Below are 19,665 nucleotides of genomic sequence, written 5' to 3' on the forward strand. Positions count from 1 at the left end.
TGCCACCGGTGCAGACCCGCAGGACGATCCTGGAGTACGCGGCTGTCTTCGACCCGGGCCGGGTGCAGGACGAGCACGACCAGGCCCGGCGGGACCGGTACTTCAACCTGTCCGGTCACGGCACGGGGGTCAAGGTCACCGGGTTCCTGGACGCCACCACCGGGCACGCGCTACGCCTCGCCCTGGAGGCGGCCTCACCGCGGGTCGAGGGGGACGAACGCACCGGGCAGCAACGCCGCGCCGACGCGTTGGGCACCATCGCAGCCCACGCACTCGGATGCGGCAGCGACGGGGCCGGGACGGGCTCGCTGGCGGGCGGTGCGCATGGGGTAGCCGCCGGAGGTGTCGCGGGTCCGGGCGAGACTCCAGGTGCGGTCGGTGGCGCGGCGAGGAACGGCGCCACGGGCGCGGGGAGCGGGTCGCGCGGTCGGTCGGGCGGGTTGTCCGGGGTGCGTAACCGCCCGCATATCTCGTTGATCGTGCCGGCCGAAACGATGGTCGAGTTGCACCGTGCGGGCCTGGCCGGAGAGGCCGGTCGCATCCACCACGCCCGCCGCAGCGAGAACGTCGACAGCGGTAGCCGCGATGGGGCCAGCGACACCGACACGCTGTTGTCCGACCTGCCCGGTCCGCGCACCGCCGACGGTGAGCTCATCACCACCCGCTCGGCTGCGGGGCACCTGGCTGCCGGGCTCGCGGGGGTGCCCGCACCGACCCTGGAGGACGGGACACCGGTGGCGCTCTCGGAACTGGCGCGGGCGTTGTGCGACTGCGACATCACAAGGATCGCCATCACCGCCGACAACGTGCCCGTCGACCTCGGCAGGACCGCGAGGGTCTACACCGGTGCACACCGGCGGGCCGTGACCGTGCGGGACCAAGGATGCGCCTGGAACGGGTGCGAAACACCCGCCCGGTTCACCGAGATCCACCACATCCGCTGGTGGGACCGCGACAACGGCGAAACCTCCCTCGAGAACGCCGTGATGCTCTGCGACTACCACCACCACCGCGTCCACGAACACAACCTCACCATCGAACGCCACCAACCACCCCCCAAACCAGCACCCGGCAGGCGACGGCCACGCATCGAGAACGGCGACACACCCGACGAGTCGGTCGGCAACCCCGGCGCGCCCCGCCCTGGACCCGGTGGGCAGCCCGACACGCCCCGCCCTGGACCCGGTGGGCCGCCCGAGGGACCCGGAGCCGAGCACGGTGGACAGGTCGGCTCACCCGGTACCGCGCAGGGAGGAACCATCGACGAGCGTGGGGCAGCGCAGGACAGCAGGCAGCGTCCCACCGAGGACCTCCCGCCGCTCGCCCGACCACGAGCGACCTACACGTTCCGACGCACCAGCGACGGCACCGTCGTCAACGAACCACGACGACCAGGCGCCGCGGCGTGACGGGAGCGGGCCGTCGTTCGGAGCGGCGGCAGAGGGGACGACGACCAGGGACCATCGGCCGCCCGTGGCGAGCTGCCGGGCGGCTCACACTAGAACGGCCGGGCGGCTCACAGTCGAGCTGCCGGGCGGCTCACACTAGAACGGTCGGGCGGCTCACACGAGAACGGTCGTGAGCGGCATCGACGAGTCGACGCCGATGTCCAGCGACGACGGCGGCAGGCCGCGGCGGATGACCGCCGAGCCGAGCGCGGCGATCATCGCACCGTTGTCGGTGCAGTACCGGATCGGCGGGATCCGCAGGTCGATGCCTGCCTCGGCGCACCGCTTCGCGGCCATGTCGCGCAGCTGCGAGTTGGCGGAGAACCCTCCCCCCACCACGAGCGTGCCTACCCCGTGAGCCTGGCAGGCGGCTATCGTCTTCGCCGTGAGCACGTCGGCCACCGCCGCCGCGAACGAGGCGGCGACGTCCGGAAGCGGGATCTCGAGGCCGGCGTCCTGCCGACCCTCGACCCACCGTGCCACCGCGGTCTTGAGCCCCGAGAACGAGAAGTCGGTCGCGTGCTTCGCCTGGTCCTTCGCGGCGGTGAGCCCGCGCGGGAAGCGGATCGCCTCGGGGTCGCCCTCGCGTGCGAGCCGGTCGATGTGCGGCCCACCCGGGTACGGCAGCCCGAGGAGCCGGCCGACCTTGTCGAACGCCTCCCCCGCCGCGTCGTCGAGCGTCGAACCGAGCTCGGTCACGTCGACGGTGTCGTCGATCATCAGCAGCGACGAGTGCCCACCGGAGACCACGAGCGCCATGACCCGCTCGGGGAACGGACCGTCGACGAGCTCGTCGACCACCGCGTGCCCGATGACGTGGTTCACGCCGTAGAGCGGCTTGCCGAGCGCGAGCGCGAGCGACTTCGCCGCCGACGCACCGACGGTCAGCGGCCCCACGAGCCCGGGACCCGCGGTCACGGCGATCGCGTCGACGTCCCCCAGCGACACGTCGGCCGTGGCGAGCGCCCGCTCGATCGTCGGGACCATCGCCTCGAGATGGGCACGCGACGCGATCTCGGGGATGATCCCGCCGAACCGCGCGTGCTCGTCGACGGACGAGGCCACCGCGTCGACGAGCAGGTCGTACCCGCGCACGAGCGCGACGCCCGTCTCGTCGCACGAGGTCTCGATCCCCAGGACCAAGGGCTCGGTGGAGGTCGCAGGCATGCGCCCACCATAGTTGCGTGAGGCCGCGAGCACGGGCCACGTCCCGGCAGCAGGCACGACGACAAGCTGCCGCGCTCGCACGGCAGGCACGACGGTGGGCTGCCGCGCTCGCACGCGTGCGACCGCCTCGGCTCGCCGCCACCGATGCGTGTGAGCAGGCTCACCGAGCGGTCGGGAAGCATCTCGATTAGTTGATGATTCAATGACTACATGAGCACCGAGACGAACGTCCTCGAGGACCTGGACTTCCCCACCCCCGGCTACGCGATCGGCGACGACGTCGCCGACCTGCTCTTCCGTCAGGCACGGACCGTCGGTGCGTTCACCGACGAGCCCGTCACCGACGAGCAGCTCGCGGCCGTCTACGACCTCATCAAGTGGGGCCCCACCGCGATCAACACCGTCCCGCTGCGCCTGCTCGTCGTGCGCAGCGCGGAGGCGCGCGAGCGCCTCGCGAAGCACGTCAACGACGGCAACCGCGACCGCGTGCTGGCCGCCCCCGTGACGCTGATCGTCGCGTCCGACCCCGGCTTCCACCAGCACATCCCGACGCTCGCGCCGCACATGTCGGCGCTCGCCGACGCGCTCGAGGACCAGCTCGAGCAGCGCGAGCAGATGGCCCGCATGAACACCCTCATCCAGCTCGGCTACCTGATCGTCGGGCTGCGTGCCGCCGGGCTCGACGCGGGCCCGATGGCCGGCCTCGACACCGCCGGTGTCGACGCCGAGTTCTTCGCCGAGAACGGCTGGCGTTCGCAGCTCATCGTCAACGTGGGCCACCGCGAGGGCGAGGGCACGCGTCACCCCCGGGCCGCACGTCTGGGCTACGACCAGGTCTCCCTGACGGTCTGACACCGCCACTGCGACGACGAGGCCCGGCCGACACCATGTCGGCCGGGCCTCGTCGTCCGCGCGCTGCGGCCCGTGGTGGGCGCGCGTCCTCACGCTCCCGTGGCGACGGGACGTCCCGGGTCGGACGACCACTGCGACCACGACCCGGGGTACAGCGCGGCGTCCACGCCGATCGTCGCGAGCGCGGCGACCTCGTGGGCCGCCGTGACGCCCGATCCGCAGTACACCGCGACGGGTGCTCCCGCGGCAGCCCCGAGCGCGCGGAACCGCTCGCGCAGCTCGTCGCCCGGCAGGAACGTGCCGTCCTCGGCGAGGTTGCCGCCCGTCGGCGCCGACACCGCGCCCGGGATGTGCCCGGCACGCGGGTCGACGGGCTCGACCTCGCCGCGGAACCGCTCGCCCGCGCGCGCGTCGAGCAGCAGGCCGCCGAAGGAGGCGGCCGTGTCGGCGTCGATCGTCGCGAGCGCTCCGGGGCGGAGCACCACGTCACCCGGCTCGGGCTCGACGGCGCCGGCCTCGAGCGACCGCCCGGTACGACCCCACGCGGCAAGGCCGCCGTCGAGCAACCGCACGTCGCGCACGCCGGCCCAACGCAGCAGCCACCACGCACGCGCGGCCGAGGTGCCGCCGACGGCGTCGTAGACGACGACCGCGGATCCCTCGCGCACGCCCCAGCCGCGAGCCGCCTGCTCGAGGGCCGTCACGTCCGGCAACGGGTGGCGGCCGTCGGAGGCCGAGGGGGACGACGCCAGCTCGTGCTCGAGGTCGACGAAGGCGGCGCCCGGCAGGTGCCCCGCCAGGTACTGCTCGCGGCCGTCGGTCACGCCCAGCGCCCATCGGACGTCGAGCAGCGTCGGCGGATCGTCGCTCTCGAGCAGGGTCGCGAGCGTCGCGACGTCGACGAGCACGCGCCCGCGTGCGTCGGGGGCGTCGCCGCGCGGGTCCGCACCGCTGCCGAGCGGGTCCCCGGGGTCCGTCCGGCCACCCAGGTCGTCGTGGTGCGTCATGCGTCTCTCCCGTCCGCTCGTCCGCCCGTCGTCACGCCGGCGAGCGCCAGGCGCATGGTCCACGCGTCCTTGTTCTCGGGCTGGTAGTACCCGCGTCGCAGCCCCATGCGCTCGAAGCCGGCGCGCTCGTACAGCCGCAGCGCGGGCTCGTTGTCGACCCGCACCTCGAGCAGCACCGCATCTGCACCGAGGTCGCGCGCACGCTGCACGAGGGCGCCGAGCATGAGCCGGCCCACGCCCCCGCCCTGCCGGTGGGTCGTCGTGCCGATCGTCATCACCTGCGCGTCGATGCCGTCGAACCACAGCCCGGCATACCCCACGAGGACGTCGCCCTCGACCGCGCCGACGTACCAGCGGCCCGGTCCGTCGAGCTCCTCGGCGAGCATCGCGCGCGACCACGCGCCCGCTCCGAACAGCTCGCGCTCCATGCGCTCGAGCACGGGGAGGTCCGTGCCCACGAGCGGCCGCAGCGTCGCCACGATCACCCCAGGACGCGCTTGGCGCCCGCGGACGGCACCGCGTCGGGCCGGCGCAGGTACAGCGGCTCGGGCGCCTGCTCGGCACCCGCGGAGCGACGCGTGATCGCAAGGCGCGCGAGATCCGCCGGGTCGGGGTCGAGCAGGTCGTCCGTGACCCGCGGGTCGCCCAGGTCGTGCGCGTACAGCCGCGCGCCGCGGCCGACGACGAGCGTGCCGGGAGCCGGCTCCAGCAGCGCCGCGGCCCCGACCTGCGGCTCGTCCACGACCGTCACCTCGCCGGGCGCGTCGACCCGGTACGTCGAGGAGTAGACCTCGCGTCGACGTGCGTCGGTCGCGACGAGGACGAGGGTGCCGACCGCGGCGTGACGCGCCGCGGCGACCGCGATCGCGTCGAGCGACGGGACGCCGAGCACGGGCACGCCGAGCGCAAGCCCCAGCGTGCGCGCGGTGACGAGACCCACGCGCAGCCCCGTGAACGGAGCCGGGCCGGTGCCGACGACGACCGCGGTGAGGTCCGACGGCGCGACGCCCGCCTCGGCGAGGACGGCGTCGACCATGGGCGCGAGGAGCTCGGCGTGGTGCCGCTGCTGGTCGTCGGAGCGGCGAGCGAGCAGCTCGCCCGAGTCGTCGACCAGTGCGACCGCGACCGCGCCGGAGGTGTCGAGGCTGAGGACGGGCACGGGGTCAGCCTGCCACGGTCGTCGTGCCGCCGGAGCGTCGGTGCACGTCGTCGGGGTCGTCGGCCGGATCCGCCTCGTCGACCGGGGCGTGCGGCACGACGACGCCGTCCCACCGCGGCCCGACCGCGCGCACGGACACGACGCGCTCACCCGCGCCGCCGTCGTCGTCGAGGTCGTCCGCGTGCTGCGACCCGTCGGTCGACGCACCCCGCGAGCGCTGCACCGAGACCTCGAGCCGGTCCGCGGCGAGCCCCTCGACCCATCCCTCACCCCACTCGACGACCGTCACCGACTCGTCCAGGCTCGCGTCCAGGTCGAGCGCGTCGACCTCGTCGAGCGAGCCGAGCCGGTACGCGTCGACGTGCACCAACGACGGGCCGAGCGAGCCGTCCTCGTGCGGCAGCGGCGGGTGCACGCGCGCGATGATGAACGTCGGCGAGGCCACCTGCCCCCGCACGTGCAGCCCGGCGCCGACACCCTGCGTGAGCGTCGTCTTGCCCGCTCCGAGGTCGCCGGTGAGCACCACCAGGTCTCCTGCACGCAGCACCGTCGCGAGCGCACGGCCGTAGCCGCGCGTCGCCGCCGCGTCGGGCAGCCGGACGACGGTCTCGTTCATGCGCCGACCTCCTGGGTCCCCGCCGGGGCGGGCTCGTGGGTGCCGAGGGCCTCGTGGCCGCCGGGTGCGGTGCCGTCGACCGTGCCGACGTAGGCACGCGGCACGCGCGCGCCGACGCGGGTGACGATCTCGTACGAGATCGTCCCGGCCGCGGCAGCCCAGTCCTGCGCGGTGGGGCCGCCACCGGCCCCGGTGCCGAACAGCTCGACGCGGTCACCGGCACGGTCGCGCGCGCCCGGTCCGAGGTCGACGACGACCTGGTCCATGCACACGCGCCCGGCGACGCCCAGCACACGGCCGCCGACGAGCACGGGCCCGCCCGGCCGGTCCTGCGTGCCCGACGCGTGCCGCGGCACGCCGTCCGCGTACCCGATCGGCACGACGCCGAGCACGGTGTCCCGGGGGGTGACGTACTGGTGCGCGTACGAGACGCCGCCGCCCGCCGGCCAGTCCTTGACGGTCGCGAGCTCGGACTCGAGCGTCATCGCAGGCACGAGCCCGTAGTCGCCCGGACCGCCGAGCTGCGGCACGGGCGAGAGGCCGTAGACGGCGATTCCCGGCCGCACGAGATCGAGATGCGCACCGGGGTTGGTCAGCGTCGCGGCGGAGTTCGCCAGGTGGCGCACCTCGAGGCGTGCGCCGGCACGCTCGACCTGTGCGACCGCCTCGCGGAACGCCTCCTCCTGCGCACGCACGGTGGGGTGGTCCGGCTCGTCCGCGAACGCGAGGTGGGACATCACGCCGACGAGCTCGACGACGCCCTCCGCCTGGGCGCGCAGCGCCGCGTCCAGCACGTCGGCGAGCGCGTCCCGGGTGAGGCCGTTGCGGCCGAGACCCGTGTCGACCTTGAGGTGCACGCGCGCGGTGCGGCTGACAGACCGTGCCGCCGCCACCAGCTCGTCGAGCGCCCAGGGCGCGGCGACCGCGATGTCGACGTCCGCGACGACGGCCTCCGCGAGCGGCGCACCCGGCGCGTAGAGCCACGTCAGGATGCGTGCACCTACACCCGCGCGGCGCAGCTCGAGCGCCTCGGAGACCTGCGCGGCGCCCAGCCAGGCCGCACCGCCCTCCACGGCCGCCTGCGCGCACGGCACCAGGCCGTGGCCGTACGCGTCGGCCTTGACGACCGCCATGACCTGCGCGGTCGGTGCGTGCGCGGCGAGGCTGCGGACGTTGCTGCGGATCGCCGCCAGGTCGACGACGGCGCGGGCGGGGTACGAGCTCACGGGTGCCAGTCTCGCACCCGGCGGACGCTCGTCGGGCCGCGCGCCCGGGACCCGTCCGCGCTGGTCCGGTCCGGTCCAGGCCCGTCCGGGTCCCGCGCCGGGCCCGTCCGGGCCCGTGCCGGCCCGTGCCGGCCCGTGCCAGGCACGTGCCAGGCTCATCCGGGCCGGACGACGAGGTCCGCGCGCACCGCCGTCGCACGGACGAGCTCGGCGTTGCGCTCGTCGGGGCCGTGCGTCCAGTCGTGCGCAGCCGCGGGCGACTTCCCGGTCGCCACGTGCCGCGCTGCCAGCCGCTCGCGTCGTGCGGTGTCGTCAGGCGCGACGAACCACGTCTCGTCCAGCAGAGCGCGCACCGGCGCGAAGCCGTGCTGGTCGAGCAGCAGGTAGTTGCCCTCGACGACCACGAGCGGGACGTCGCGCGGCACCGCGATCGCGCCCGCGACGCCGTTGCGCAGGTCGCGCCGGTACTCGGGTGCGTAGACGACGTCGTCGGATCCTTCGCGCACGTCGCGCAGCCGTCGCAGCAGCACGACGAAGCCCGCGGCGTCGAACGTGTCCGGCGCGCCCTTGCGGTCCGCCCGCCCCAGCCGGTCGAGCTCGCTCTGCGCGAGGTGGAACCCGTCCATCGGCACGACGACCGCGAGCGGTCCGAGCGCCGCGACGAGCTCCGCGGCGAGCGTCGACTTGCCCGCGCCCGGGGCACCCGCGACTCCGAGCAGACGCCGCGGCGCACGCGCGAGCGCCCGGGCACGCTCCTCGAGCGCGGGCGTGAGGACGAGCGGGGGCGGGGGCGTGTGCGTCGCCCGCGCCTCGTCGTGGCCGCTCACGGGGCCGGCACCGGCACGGCGGCCGTGCCGGCGCCGGTACCCGTGCCGGTGCCGAGCAGGGATGCGATCGTCGCCGGCAGAGCCCGCGCGACGTCCCGCGCCGCGACGGGCCCATCGGGGTTCGCGCGGTACGCCGCGCGGCCGTGCACCAGAGCGGCAGCCGCCGCGAGCGCGGCCGCGAGCGACGGGTCCTCGTGCAGGTCGTCGGCCCGGCCCGCGAGCATCGCGCCGAGCAGCCCCGCCAGGACGTCGCCCGCGCCGGCGGTCGCGAGCCACGCGGGCGCGTCCGCCTGCGCCCACACCGCGCCGTCGGCGCCGACGACGAGCGTCACCGCGCCCTTGAGCAGCACCGTGGCGCCCGTGAGCTCGTGCGCCCGGCGCGCCCACCTCAGCGGCTCGTGCTCGACGTCGGAACGCTCGACGAGCGCGTGGCCGGCGCGCTCGCCACGCGCCGCGAGGAGCCTCGCCAGCTCTCCGGCGTGCGGCGTCAGCACCACGTGCGGGCCGACGCGTCCGGGCAGCAGCTCGAGCGCGCCGGCATCCACGACCGCAGCCTCGCCGCGCTCGCGCACACCGTCGAACGCGTGCTCGATGCGCCGCCGCTGCGCCGCGTCGTCGGGCGTGACGCCCGGCCCCAGCACCCATGCCTGGACGCGTCCGACGCCGGCGACGACCTCGGGCCGCCGAGCCACCACGAGATCGGCGACGTCTCCCAGGTAACGGACCATGCCGACGCCCGCCAGCACGGCGGCGTTCGTGCACAGCACCGCCGCGCCCGGGTAGCGCCGCGTGCCCGCGACCACGCCCAGGACGCCGCGGGTGTACTTGTGCGCGTCGGGCGCCGGGACGGGCCACACGTCGGCGACGTCGGGGTCGTCGAGCCGCGCGACCGCTGGCGCGCGGTCAGGACCGACCGCGGTGTCACCGAGCGGCAGGCCGATGTCGACGACGTCGAGCCGGCCCGCGAGCCCCGCCGCGGGCGGAAGCAGCAGGGCCGGCTTGGCCGCGCCGAACGTCACGGTCAGGCCGGCCGCGAGCGGGGTGGTGCCGTGCTCACCCGCCGTGATCGTGCCGTCGTCGACGCCCACGCCCGAGGGCACGTCGACCGCGACCACGAACCGTGCGGCCCGGCGTACGGCGTCGACGACCTCGGCCGCACGACCGCGCAACGCGCCGCGGGCGCCGATGCCGAGCAGCCCGTCGAGCACCACGTCGGCCGCCGCGACCAGGGCGACGACCTCGTCGAGACCGCGGTCCACGGTCCGGCCGACCTCGGCGCCCACCCGGCGTCCACCCGCCGCGACGAGCGCCGCGAGCCCGGCCGCGTGCACGCGCTCGTCGACCGTCACCGCGTGCACCGCGGCTCCCCGCCGCGCCAGGTGCGCACCCGCGAAGAGGGTGTCGCCGCCGTTGTTGCCAGGCCCGACGAGCAGCACGACCCGCGCGCCGCCGACGCGGCCGCGCAGGCCGCGCAGCTCGCGCGCGACGCGCACGGCCAGGGCGAACGCAGCCCGCTCCATGAGCGGCACCCCGGCCTCGAGCAACGGCTGCTCGGCCCGGCCCACCTGCGACGACGTCCACGCGAGCTGCACACCGCCATCTTGGTCGTCGCGACCGCCGCGCGCGAGCGGCGTAACGTTCCCGCCATGCGATTCGGGACGTTCATTCCGCAGGGCTGGCGCCAGGACCTCGTCGGCATCGAGCCGCAGCAGCACTGGGAGGTGATGAGCGGTCTCGCCCGCCGCGCCGACGACGGCGACGTGTGGGAGTCGATCTGGGTGTACGACCACTTCCACGCCGTGCCCGAGCCCAACGGCGAGGCGGTGCACGAGGCGTGGAGCCTGATGAGCGCGTTCGCGGCGTCGACGAGCCGCGTGCGCCTGGGCCAGATGTGCACGTGCACGGCGTACCGCAACCCCGCGTACCTCGCGAAGGTCGCGGCGACGGTGGACGTCGTCTCGGGCGGTCGGCTCGAGATGGGGATCGGCGCGGGCTGGTACGAGCACGAGTGGCGCGCGTACGGCTACGGCTTCCCGCGTGCGGGCGAGCGGATCGCGATGCTCGACGAGGGCGTGCAGATCATGCGGCAGATGTGGACCGACGGCATCGCGACGCTGCACGGCGAGCACTACCAGGTGGACGGCGCACAGCTCGCTCCCCTGCCGCTGCAGGTCGACGGACCGCCCCTGTGGGTGGCGGGTGGTGGCGAGCGCAAGACGCTGCGGATCGCCGCCGAGCACGCGCGGTACACGAACTTCTCGGGCGACCCCGACGAGTTCGTGCACAAGTCCGAGGTGCTGCGCGAGCACTGCCGCGCGATCGGGCGGGACTTCGACGAGATCACGCGGTCCGCCAACTTCAACGTCGTCATCGGCGAGACCCAGGCAGACGTCGACGACCGCTTCGCGTGGCTCGAGGAGCACTACTCGCTCACGCTGCCGGACCGCGCCCCGCAGATGGCGGAGGACCTGCGCCGCGGACCGCTCGTCGGGACGCCCGAGCAGGTCGTCGAGACCCTGCAGCACCTCGACCGGCTGGGGCTGGGCTACGCGATCACGTACTTCGCCGACGCCGCCTACGACACCACGAGCATGGAGCTGTTCGAGCGCGCCGTGGTGCCGGAGCTGCGCTGACGCGCCGCCGAGGAGCCGGCGCTCGCGCCCGTCGGTCGCAGGTCAGTTCGGTCGCAGGTCAGTTCGGTCGCAGGTCAGTCGCGCTCGGCGACGACCACCGCCGACGCGATCCCGGCGTCGTGCGAGATCGACAGGTGGAACCGGGCCACCCCGAGCTCGTCGGCCCGCGCGGCCACCGTCCCGGTCACCTCCACGACGGGCTGCGCGCCAGCGACCCGGCGCACGGTCGCGTCCTGCCACGACATCCCGGGCGGCGCACCGAGAGCCTTCGCGATCGCCTCCTTCGCGGCGAACCGCGCGGCGAGCGAGGTCTCGGGCATCTCGCGCTCGTCGGGCGTGAACAGGCGCTCGCGCAGCGCCGGGACCCGGTGCAGGGTGTCGACGAACCGCGCGACGTCGACCACGTCGATGCCGACCCCCACGATCATGCGTCGCGCTCCCGCTCGTCGTCCGCCGCCGCACCGGCCCGGTCCGCGTCCGTGACGAGGTGCCGGTACCGGAACCACTTGTCCTCGAGCGCGGCGTCGAGGTCCACGCCCATCCGCTCCGCGATCAGCAGGACGTGCGCGAGGACGTCGGCGAGCTCGGCGCGCACCGCGTCGTCGGCCTCCTGCGCGGACAGCCCACGGTCGCGCGTGCGGCCGGACCGCGTGAGGAACGCCTGCGTGAGCTCGCCGACCTCCTCGTGGAGCTTGAGCACGAGCCAGTCGTCCGTGCGGTCCACGCCGAACAGGCGGCCGTAGACCCGCGAGATCACCTCGATCTCGCGCTGGGCGGCCGCGATCTGCACTACTCGACCGTGACGGACTTGGCGAGGTTGCGCGGCTGGTCCACGTCGAGACCCTTCGCGGTCGCGAGCTCGCACGCGAACACCTGCAGGGGCACGACGGCCAGCAGCGGGGCGAGCAGCGTGGGCGACTGCGGCACGTAGAACACCTCGTCGGCGTACGGCCGCACCGCGTCGTCGCCGTCCTCGGCGATGACGATCGTGCGCGCACCGCGAGCCCGGATCTCCTGGATGTTGGAGACCACCTTCGAGTGCAGCGAGTCGCGCCCGCGCGGCGACGGCACGACGACGAACACGGGCTGGCCCGGCTCGACGAGCGCGATCGGGCCGTGCTTGAGCTCCCCCGCCGCGAAGCCCTCGGCGTGGATGTACGCGAGCTCCTTGAGCTTGAGCGCGCCCTCCATCGCGACCGGGAACCCGACGTGCCGGCCGAGGAACAGCACCGACTGCGTGTCCGCCATCCACCGCGCGATCTCGCGCACGCGGCCCGCGCGGTCGAGCACCTGCTGGATCTTGTCCGGCATGGCCCGCAGCTCATCGAGGATCTCGGCGACCTCGTCGGCGTACTTGTTGCCGCGCAGCTGTGCGAGGTAGAGCCCCAGCAGGTACGCCGCGGTGATCTGCGCGAGGAACGCCTTGGTCGACGCGACCGCGATCTCCGGGCCCGCGTGCGTGTAGAGGACCGCGTCGGACTCGCGCGGGATCGTCGAGCCGTGCGTGTTGACGATCGCGAGCGTCTGCGCGCCCTGCTCGCGCGCGTGCCGCACCGCCATGAGCGTGTCCATCGTCTCGCCCGACTGCGACACGGCGACGACGAGCGTGCGCTCGTCGAGCACGGGGTCGCGGTAGCGGAACTCGTGCGCGAGCTCGACCTCGACGGGGATGCGGCACCAGTGCTCGATCGCGTACTTCGCGACCTGCCCCGCGTACGCGGCAGTCCCGCACGCGACGACGACGATCTTGTCGACCGCCCGCAGCACTCCCTCGTCGATGCGGATCTCGTCGAGCACCAGCCGGCCGCGCGCATCGGTACGGCCCAGCAGCGTGTCTGCCACGGCGTGGGGCTGGTCGTGGATCTCCTTGTCCATGAAGGAGCGGAACCCGCCCTTCTCGGCCGCCGCGGCGTCCCAGTCGACCGTGTACCGGCGGCCCTGCGCCTCGTTGCCGTCGAAGTCCGTGACCCGGACCTCGTCGGGCGTGATCGTGACGACCTGGTCCTGGCCGAGCTCGAGCGCCTCCTTGGTGTGCGCGATGAACGCGGCCACGTCAGAGCCCAGGAAGTTCTCGCCGTCGCCGATCCCGACGACGAGCGGCGAGTCGTGACGTGCGCCGACGACCGTGCCCGGGTCGTCCGCGTGCACCGCCAGGAGCGTGAACGTGCCGTGCAGCGAGCGCGCGACCTGCGCCATCGCGGAGGTCAGGTCACCCGTCTGCGCGTACGCGCGGGAGATCAGCTGCGCGGCGACCTCGGTGTCCGTCTCGGACGCGAACTCGACGCCCTCGGCCAGCAGCCCCGCCTTGAGCGTCGCGAAGTTCTCGACGATGCCGTTGTGGATCACCGCGAGACTGCCCGCGACGTGCGGGTGCGCGTTGAGGTCGGTGGGGCCGCCGTGCGTCGCCCAGCGCGTGTGGCCGATGGCCGCGGTGGAGGGGTCCAGCGGGTGCGCGTCGAGCTCCTCGACGAGGTTGGCCAGCTTGCCGGCCTTCTTCGCGGTCTCGAGCCCGTGCCCCGGGCCGACGAGCGCGACCCCGGCAGAGTCGTACCCGCGGTACTCGAGCCTGCGCAGCCCCTCGAGCACCACGTCCAGAGGACGTTCGCTCGGCTCGCTGCTCCCGACGTATCCGACGATCCCGCACATGCGGGCGAGTCTATCCGCGGCCCACGCCGCCTCCGGACGGGCGCCGCCCCGCGCACGTCGGGCACAATCGTCCCCGTGCCGACCTCGCTGACGCCGTCCACGCCGTACGTGGACCTGGACCGCGAGGCGTGGCAGCGGCTGTCGGCCTCCACCCCGCTGCCGCTCACGGATGCGGACGTCGACCGGCTCGCGGGTCTGGGCGACCCGATCGACCTGGCCGAGGTCGACGCGATCTACCGCCCGATCTCACGCCTGCTCGACCTGTACGTGGAGGCGACGCGCGGCCTGCACCGCGCGTCGAGCACGTTCCTGCGCGAGGACATCACGCCGACGCCCTTCGTCATCGGCGTCGCCGGGTCCGTCGCGGTCGGCAAGTCCACCACCGCGCGCCTGCTGCGCGAGCTGCTCGCGCGCTGGCCCGCGACCCCGCGCGTGCAGCTCGTCACGACCGACGGCTTCCTCTACCCCAACGCAGAGCTCGAGCGCCGCGGTCTCATGGAGCGCAAGGGCTTCCCCGAGTCGTACGACCGGCGCGCGCTGCTGCGCTTCGTGTCCAAGGTCAAGGCCGGCCGACCCGAGGTCAGGGCGCCCGTGTACGACCACCTGACGTACGACATCGTGCCGGGTCGCGAGATCGTCGTGAACAAGCCCGACGTGCTCGTCGTCGAAGGCCTGAACGTGCTCCAGCCCGCCCGTCCGACCGCGGAGGGGACGTCCAACCTCGCGGTCAGCGACTTCTTCGACTTCTCGATCTACGTGGACGCCCGCACGCCCGACGTGCGGCAGTGGTACGTCGACCGCTTCCTGCGCCTGCGGCGCACCGCGTTCGCCGACCCCGCCTCGTACTTCCACCGGTACGCGTCGTTGTCCGACGACGCGGCGATCGAGCGCGCCGAGAGCATCTGGTACTCGATCAACGAGCCGAACCTGGTCGAGAACATCCTGCCGACGCGCAGCCGGGCCGACCTGATCCTCACCAAGGGGCGCGACCACTCGGTGGAGCGCGTACGGCTGCGCAAGATCTGAGCGCGGACGTCGATCGGAGCGCGGATCCCGCCGGCGCCCTCAGCGCTTCGCGGTCGCGCTCGGGCTCGGCTCGACGAGGACGACCGGGTACGTCTCGTCGTCGGTGACCTGCAGCGCCGCGAGCGCGCGCGTCACGGCGGGCTGCGGCGTGCCGTCGCACGCCGTCGGGACCTGCACGCGCGCGGCGCGGCCGAGGGCGTCGACGAGCCACACGTCCATGGGTTCCGTCGCGCCCTGCCCGCTCGCGCCCTGCCCGCTCGCGCCCTGCCCGCTCGTACCCTGGCCGCTCGCGCTCGACGCGCACGACGTGGCGCCCGCGCCGGCGGTGGCGCTCGCTGCGGACCGCGGACCTCCGAGCGCGTGGACGAGCGGCGCCGTGTCCCCCTCGAGGCGCCGCGAGCGCACCGAGCTCCACGTGCCTGCCGTGTCCACGAGCGGCCCGCCGGGGGTGCACTCGACCACGCTCGCGACGACGAGGTCCGCCGGCACGGGGCCCGCGGGCGATGCCGCGGGGTGCGGCGTGGCCGACGACGACACCGGCCCGGACGCCCCGTCGGACAGGCCGAGGGCGACGAGCACCTCGGGCGACAGGCAGTCCGCGGTCCCGGTCACGTCCGCAGCCGCGGAGACGACGGCCGACGCGTCGGAGGCCGCGTCGTCGGACGACGAGCACCCGGCGAGCGCGAGCACGGCGACGAGCGGCACGAGCGTCCGTCCCCGGCGCCCGGTCTCCGTCCCGTGCCGACGCACACTGCCCCCTGCTCCCAGCGCCCCGGGGTCCCGGGTGCCGATCGTCCGATGCCGTCCCGTGCGCGCCGCGGCGTGCGCGGGCCGGCTCCCCGCGCACGCCGACGACACCCACTCGGGTCGTCACGCACGGGGAGGGAGAGCATCGGCGCCCGTCCCTCGTTCGAGGGTACGAGGCGCCCGCCCGGTTCGCCCCGGTCGATGCCGGATCGTTAGCCGGGTCGCCCGATCGTGCCTGAGCCGTGACCGGATGCACAGGTGGTGCACGGTGAGCGCGTGGCGCAGGTCACACGCCGGCCTCACCCTGCCGCGAGGGCTCGTCCTCGTGCGTCGCCTCCGGCTCCCCGCCCGTCACTCGGCGCAGCACCCAGTCGACGGCGAGCCCGATGAGCACACCCCCGACGACCCCGAGCGCGACGGCGGCGAGCGTGTGCCCCTTGAGCCACGCGCCCGCCCCGATGCCGATGAGCATCGAGTACCCCGCCCACGTCACGGCGGCGATCGCGGTGAGCCCGACGAACCGTCGTCGCGGGTACCCCAGCGCGCCGGCGGTGAGGTTCACCGCGACACGCCCGACCGGGATGTAGCGCGCAGCGATGATGAACGACGCACCGCGGCGGTCGAGCGCGTGCTCGGCCCAGTCGAGAGACGCCTGCGCGCGCGCGGACCGCATGAGCCGCAGCTCGCGCACCTTCACCTTGGTGCCGATCGTGTACGCGATCTGGTCCCCCGTGAACGCACCCGCGGCCGCGACCAGCAGGATGAGGCCGAGGTTCGGCGACCCCGTGGACATCGCGAGCGCCGCGAGCGCGATGACGAGCGACTCGCTCGGCAGCGGCGGGAAGAACCCGTCCACCGCGGCGAACAGGTACATCACGAGGTAGATCCACGGCGAGGATGCGATGCCCTCGGCCCAGGTCTCCAGGCCCATCGTCACCTCCCCCTCGTCCGACCGCTCAACGGTACGTGCCTGCCGGGAGTTCCCCAGCCGGTGCCGCGGTCACGCAAGCTCGAAGCCGAGCACCCGCGCCGCGTCGCGCGGCTCCGGCTCGGCCGCCCAACGCACGCCCACCTCGTCGGCCGCCGCGAGCGATCGCAGCTCGGCATGGTCGAGGTACAGCGACCCGTGCAGGTGGTCCGTCTCGTGCTGGACGATGCGCGCGGGCCACCCCGAGACGACCTCGTCGAGCGCGCGCCCGTCGGCATCGGATCCCGTGAGCCGCACCGATCGGTGCCGGCGCACGACGGCCTGGTAGGCGGGGACGCTGAGGCAGCCCTCGTAGAACGCGACCCGCTCGTCGCCCACGGGCTCGTACGCCGGGTTCACCAGCACGCGGTAGGCGAGCGGCTCGCGCTCGCGCACGCGTGCCACCTCCTTGGACGCGACGCCCGGGTCCTCCACGACAGCGAGCGCGAGCCCGAGCCCGACCTGCGGCGCCGCGAGCCCGACACCGGGGGCGGCCCGCATCGTGCGGTGCATGAGCGCGAGCAGCCCGTCGAGCTCGTCGCGCTCGAGCTGACCGTCGTACGGCGTCGCGACGGCGCGCAGCGCGGGGTGTCCCGCGCGCACGATCGGGGCCGGACCGGCGCCGGCCGCGTCGAGCAGCCGCAGTGCGAGCTCGCGCAGCGCGCGGTCCTGCTGCCCCGCCGAGCTCACAGCGCGAGCCGGTCGCGCACCACGTCGGCCAGCGCGTGCGCGACGCCGTCCGCCTCGTCCTGTGTCGCGGCCTCGACCATGACGCGCACGAGCGGCTCGGTACCCGACGGGCGCAGCAGCACGCGGCCGGTCGATCCGAGCCGACCCTCTGCGGCGCGCACCGCCTCGGCGAGCGCGGCGTCGTCGGTACGGTCCTTGTCCACCCCGTTCACGTTCACGAGCGTCTGCGGCAGCCGCTGCACGATCCCGGCGAGCTCGTCGAGCGGCGACCCCGTGGCCGCGACGCGCGCCGCGAGCTGCAGCGCCGTGAGCACGCCGTCGCCCGTCGTCGCGTGCTCGGCCATGATGATGTGCCCCGACTGCTCGCCCCCCAGGGAGAAGCCGGACGCGCGCATCGCCTCGAGCACGTACCGGTCGCCGACGGCGGTCTCGACCGTCGCGATCCCTGCACCCTGCATCGCGAGCCGCAGGCCCAGGTTGCTCATCACGGTCGTGACGAGGGTGTCCTGCACGAGCCGCCCCTCGTCGCGCATCGCGACCGCGAGCACGCCCATGATCTGGTCGCCGTCGACGAGCACGCCGTGCCGGTCCACCGCGAGGCAGCGGTCCGCGTCGCCGTCGAACGCCACGCCCAGGTCGGCTCCCGAGGCGACGACCGCCGCCTGGAGCTGCTCGGGGTGCGTCGAACCGCACTTCTCGTTGATGTTGCGCCCGTCGGGCGACGCGTTGATGACGACCACGTCCGCGCCTGCCGCCCGCAGCGCCTCGGGGCCCACCTCGCTCGCCGCCCCGTTGGCGCAGTCGACCGCGATGCGCAGACCCGCCAGCGGCACGGAGATGGTCGAGACGAGGTGCTCGACGTACTGCTCACCGGCCTTGCCGGTGTCGACGCGGATGCGCCCCACGGCGCCACCGACGGGACGGTCCCAGTCCTCGCCGATCCGCGCCTCGATGGCGGCCTCGAGCTCGTCGTCGAGCTTGTGCCCGCCACGCGCGAGGAACTTGATCCCGTTGTCGGGCATGGGGTTGTGCGACGCGGAGAGCACGACGCCGATGTCGACGCCGGTCGACGCCGTGAGGTACGCGACCGCCGGCGTCGGCAGCACGCCGACGTTGTTGACGTCCACCCCGGCGGAGGCGAGACCCGCGCTGACGGCCGCGGCGAGGAACTCGCCCGACGCGCGCGAGTCGCGTCCGACGACCGCGCGCGGCCGGTGGCCCTCGAACGCGCCCGTCTGCCCCAGCACGTGCGCCGCGGCGACCGACAGGTCGAGCGCGAGCTCGGCGGTCACGTCCTTGTTGGCGAGCCCGCGGACCCCGTCGGTCCCGAACAGTCGTCCCATGGGTCAGACTCCTTCGTCGTCGCGCAGCAACGTAGCGCGCGGTCGTCGTGCGTGCGAGGTGCCCGGGGCCGCGTCGGTCGCGTGGCCGGCGGCAACCCCCGGGGACGCCGATGGCCCCGCAGGTCGTGAGACCGACGGGGCCACCGGGCGGCAGCGCTGGATCAGCGCTTCGAGTACTGAGGAGCCTTGCGGGCCTTCTTGAGACCGGCCTTCTTGCGCTCCACCACACGCGCATCACGCGTGAGGAAGCCGGCCTTCTTGAGGGCCGGGCGGTTGTGCTCCGCGTCGATCGCGTTGAGCGCCCGCGCGATGCCCAGGCGCAGCGCGCCGGCCTGGCCGGAGACGCCGCCGCCGGTGATGCGCGCGACGACGTCGAAGCGACCCTCGACGTCCACGAGCTTCAGCGGGGAGTTCACGAGCTGCTGGTGGACCTTGTTCGGGAAGTAGTCCTCGAGCGTGCGCCCGTTGATCTTCCACTCGCCGGTGCCGGGCACCAGGCGGACGCGGGCGATGGCCTCCTTGCGGCGGCCGAGCGCCTGGCCCGGAGCGGTGATGCTCTGGCCGCGGCCCGCGGGGGCCGTCGTCTCGGAGGTGTAGCTGGTGGGGGTCTCGTCGCCCTCGAGGTCGATGTCGACCGTCGTCTCTGCCACGGGGTTTCCTGTCCGTCTCTACGCGCTGCGGCCTCAGGCCTGCTGCGCGACCTGGGTGATCTCGAAGGGCTTGGGCTGCTGCGCGGCGTGCGGGTGCTCGCCGCCCGCGTAGACCTTGAGCTTGCCGAGCTGCTGGCGGCCGAGGCTCGTCTTGGGGATCATGCCCCGCACGGCCTTCTCGATCGCCCGCTCCGGGTGCTTGTCCAGCAGGTCGGAGTACGTCGTCGCCCGCAGACCACCCGGGTAGCCGGAGTGGCGGTAGGCGAGCTTCGTCTCGCGCTTGTTGCCGGTGAGGGCGACCTTGTCCGCGTTGATGACGATGACGAAGTCGCCGCCGTCGACGTGGGGGGCGTAGGTCGCCTTGTGCTTGCCGCGCAGCAGCGTGGCCACGTGAGTGGCCAGGCGGCCCAGGACGACATCGGTCGCGTCGATGACGTACCAGGTCCGCTCGACGTCGCCGGGCTTCGGGGTGTACGTGCGCACGGTGGTGAGCCTTCGTTTCGGTGTTGCGTCGTGGTCACGGCTGTCCCGCGCAGTTGCGGTGACGGCCGATGATGGCTGATCGGTGGCATCCGCGACCCGGCGAGTGGGACCACACCAGACCTGCCGCAGCGGCGGGTGCTGAGTACACCGGCACGCGTGCGGGGACGCACAACGACTC

The 19,665-nt window shown here is 74.2% G+C and carries 21 protein-coding genes; 4 read left to right on the forward strand and 17 right to left on the reverse strand.

What is annotated here, in order from left to right; genetic code table 11:
• A partial coding sequence (locus AW16_RS0111625) for an HNH endonuclease signature motif containing protein (protein WP_156044149.1) occupies nucleotides 1-1,409 on the forward strand: 1,409 nt, incomplete at its 5' end.
• A gap of 153 nt (nucleotides 1,410-1,562) precedes the next feature.
• Here AW16_RS0111625 and tsaD read toward each other — a convergent pair.
• Complete coding sequence (gene tsaD, locus AW16_RS0111630; protein WP_029290542.1) at nucleotides 1,563-2,615, reverse strand: tRNA (adenosine(37)-N6)-threonylcarbamoyltransferase complex transferase subunit TsaD; 1,053 nt, start codon at nucleotides 2,613-2,615, stop codon at nucleotides 1,563-1,565.
• 210 nt (nucleotides 2,616-2,825) lie between these two features.
• On the opposite strand from tsaD, the gene AW16_RS0111635 reads away from it, so the two are divergent.
• Nucleotides 2,826-3,467, forward strand: a complete 642-nt coding sequence (locus AW16_RS0111635; protein ID WP_029290544.1) for a malonic semialdehyde reductase — start codon at nucleotides 2,826-2,828, stop codon at nucleotides 3,465-3,467.
• 89 nt (nucleotides 3,468-3,556) lie between these two features.
• Here AW16_RS0111635 and AW16_RS0111640 read toward each other — a convergent pair whose 3' ends face one another.
• The 7 genes from AW16_RS0111640 to AW16_RS0111670 form a co-directional block, all read right to left on the reverse strand.
• Complete coding sequence (locus AW16_RS0111640) at nucleotides 3,557-4,474, reverse strand: sulfurtransferase (RefSeq protein WP_081861626.1); 918 nt, start codon at nucleotides 4,472-4,474, stop codon at nucleotides 3,557-3,559.
• Complete coding sequence (rimI, locus tag AW16_RS0111645) at nucleotides 4,471-4,953, reverse strand: ribosomal protein S18-alanine N-acetyltransferase (RefSeq protein WP_369794789.1); 483 nt, start codon at nucleotides 4,951-4,953, stop codon at nucleotides 4,471-4,473. Before rimI ends, AW16_RS0111640 begins: the two co-directional genes overlap by 4 nt.
• A 2-nt stretch (nucleotides 4,954-4,955) precedes the next feature.
• Nucleotides 4,956-5,633, reverse strand: coding sequence for a tRNA (adenosine(37)-N6)-threonylcarbamoyltransferase complex dimerization subunit type 1 TsaB (tsaB, locus tag AW16_RS0111650; protein WP_029290550.1), 678 nt, complete (start codon nucleotides 5,631-5,633; stop codon nucleotides 4,956-4,958).
• Nucleotides 5,634-5,637: 4 nt separating this feature from the next.
• A complete protein-coding gene (tsaE, locus tag AW16_RS0111655; protein WP_051681894.1) occupies nucleotides 5,638-6,249 on the reverse strand; it encodes a tRNA (adenosine(37)-N6)-threonylcarbamoyltransferase complex ATPase subunit type 1 TsaE in 612 nt (203 codons plus the stop codon).
• A complete protein-coding gene (alr, locus tag AW16_RS0111660; RefSeq protein WP_029290553.1) occupies nucleotides 6,246-7,475 on the reverse strand; it encodes an alanine racemase in 1,230 nt (409 codons plus the stop codon). Before alr ends, tsaE begins: the two co-directional genes overlap by 4 nt.
• Nucleotides 7,476-7,630: 155 nt before the next feature.
• The gene (locus AW16_RS0111665) at nucleotides 7,631-8,302 is read right to left on the reverse strand and encodes a nucleoside/nucleotide kinase family protein (RefSeq protein WP_156044151.1); all 672 of its coding nucleotides are present in this window, start codon (nucleotides 8,300-8,302) and stop codon (nucleotides 7,631-7,633) included.
• Complete coding sequence (locus AW16_RS0111670; protein ID WP_029290557.1) at nucleotides 8,299-9,894, reverse strand: NAD(P)H-hydrate epimerase; 1,596 nt, start codon at nucleotides 9,892-9,894, stop codon at nucleotides 8,299-8,301. Before AW16_RS0111670 ends, AW16_RS0111665 begins: the two co-directional genes overlap by 4 nt.
• 54 nt (nucleotides 9,895-9,948) lie before the next feature.
• Here AW16_RS0111670 and AW16_RS0111675 point away from each other — a divergent pair, with 54 nt between their 5' ends.
• Nucleotides 9,949-10,935, forward strand: a complete 987-nt coding sequence (locus AW16_RS0111675; RefSeq protein ID WP_029290558.1) for an LLM class F420-dependent oxidoreductase — start codon at nucleotides 9,949-9,951, stop codon at nucleotides 10,933-10,935.
• A gap of 74 nt (nucleotides 10,936-11,009) precedes the next feature.
• On the opposite strand, the gene AW16_RS0111680 is transcribed toward AW16_RS0111675, so the two are convergent.
• The 3 genes from AW16_RS0111680 to glmS are packed head-to-tail and all read right to left on the reverse strand — an operon-like array spanning nucleotide 11,010 to nucleotide 13,581.
• Nucleotides 11,010-11,363, reverse strand: a complete 354-nt coding sequence (locus AW16_RS0111680; protein ID WP_029290560.1) for a holo-ACP synthase — start codon at nucleotides 11,361-11,363, stop codon at nucleotides 11,010-11,012.
• Nucleotides 11,360-11,725, reverse strand: a complete 366-nt coding sequence (locus AW16_RS17165; RefSeq protein WP_081861627.1) for a MazG nucleotide pyrophosphohydrolase domain-containing protein — start codon at nucleotides 11,723-11,725, stop codon at nucleotides 11,360-11,362. Before AW16_RS17165 ends, AW16_RS0111680 begins: the two co-directional genes overlap by 4 nt.
• Nucleotides 11,725-13,581, reverse strand: coding sequence for a glutamine--fructose-6-phosphate transaminase (isomerizing) (gene glmS, locus AW16_RS0111690; protein WP_029290563.1), 1,857 nt, complete (start codon nucleotides 13,579-13,581; stop codon nucleotides 11,725-11,727). Before glmS ends, AW16_RS17165 begins: the two co-directional genes overlap by 1 nt.
• A gap of 75 nt (nucleotides 13,582-13,656) precedes the next feature.
• Here glmS and coaA point away from each other — a divergent pair, with 75 nt between their 5' ends.
• Nucleotides 13,657-14,607, forward strand: coding sequence for a type I pantothenate kinase (gene coaA / locus AW16_RS0111695; protein ID WP_029290565.1), 951 nt, complete (start codon nucleotides 13,657-13,659; stop codon nucleotides 14,605-14,607).
• 39 nt (nucleotides 14,608-14,646) lie between these two features.
• Here the strand turns inward: coaA and AW16_RS0111700 are convergent, their stop codons facing one another.
• The 6 genes from AW16_RS0111700 to rplM all read right to left on the reverse strand — a co-directional run bounded on the left by AW16_RS0111700 (nucleotide 14,647) and on the right by rplM (nucleotide 19,487).
• On the reverse strand, nucleotides 14,647-15,312 hold the full coding sequence (locus AW16_RS0111700) for a hypothetical protein (protein ID WP_156044152.1): 666 nt from the start codon (nucleotides 15,310-15,312) through the stop codon (nucleotides 14,647-14,649).
• A 328-nt stretch (nucleotides 15,313-15,640) separates the two neighbouring features.
• On the reverse strand, nucleotides 15,641-16,285 hold the full coding sequence (locus tag AW16_RS0111705) for a DedA family protein (RefSeq protein WP_081861631.1): 645 nt from the start codon (nucleotides 16,283-16,285) through the stop codon (nucleotides 15,641-15,643).
• Nucleotides 16,286-16,354: 69 nt separating this feature from the next.
• A complete protein-coding gene (locus tag AW16_RS0111710) occupies nucleotides 16,355-17,011 on the reverse strand; it encodes a peptide deformylase (RefSeq protein ID WP_029290571.1) in 657 nt (218 codons plus the stop codon).
• On the reverse strand, nucleotides 17,008-18,354 hold the full coding sequence (gene glmM, locus AW16_RS0111715; RefSeq protein ID WP_029290572.1) for a phosphoglucosamine mutase: 1,347 nt from the start codon (nucleotides 18,352-18,354) through the stop codon (nucleotides 17,008-17,010). Before glmM ends, AW16_RS0111710 begins: the two co-directional genes overlap by 4 nt.
• A gap of 161 nt (nucleotides 18,355-18,515) precedes the next feature.
• Entirely contained in the window at nucleotides 18,516-19,004 is a 489-nt protein-coding gene (gene rpsI / locus AW16_RS0111720; RefSeq protein WP_034648939.1) for a 30S ribosomal protein S9, read from the reverse strand.
• Nucleotides 19,005-19,037: 33 nt separating this feature from the next.
• Complete coding sequence (gene rplM / locus AW16_RS0111725) at nucleotides 19,038-19,487, reverse strand: 50S ribosomal protein L13 (RefSeq protein WP_029290576.1); 450 nt, start codon at nucleotides 19,485-19,487, stop codon at nucleotides 19,038-19,040.
• Between the last annotated feature and the right edge of the window lie 178 nt (nucleotides 19,488-19,665).

This window comes from Cellulomonas sp. HZM (assembly GCF_000708885.1).
In the GTDB taxonomy this organism is placed as follows: domain Bacteria; phylum Actinomycetota; class Actinomycetes; order Actinomycetales; family Cellulomonadaceae; genus Cellulomonas.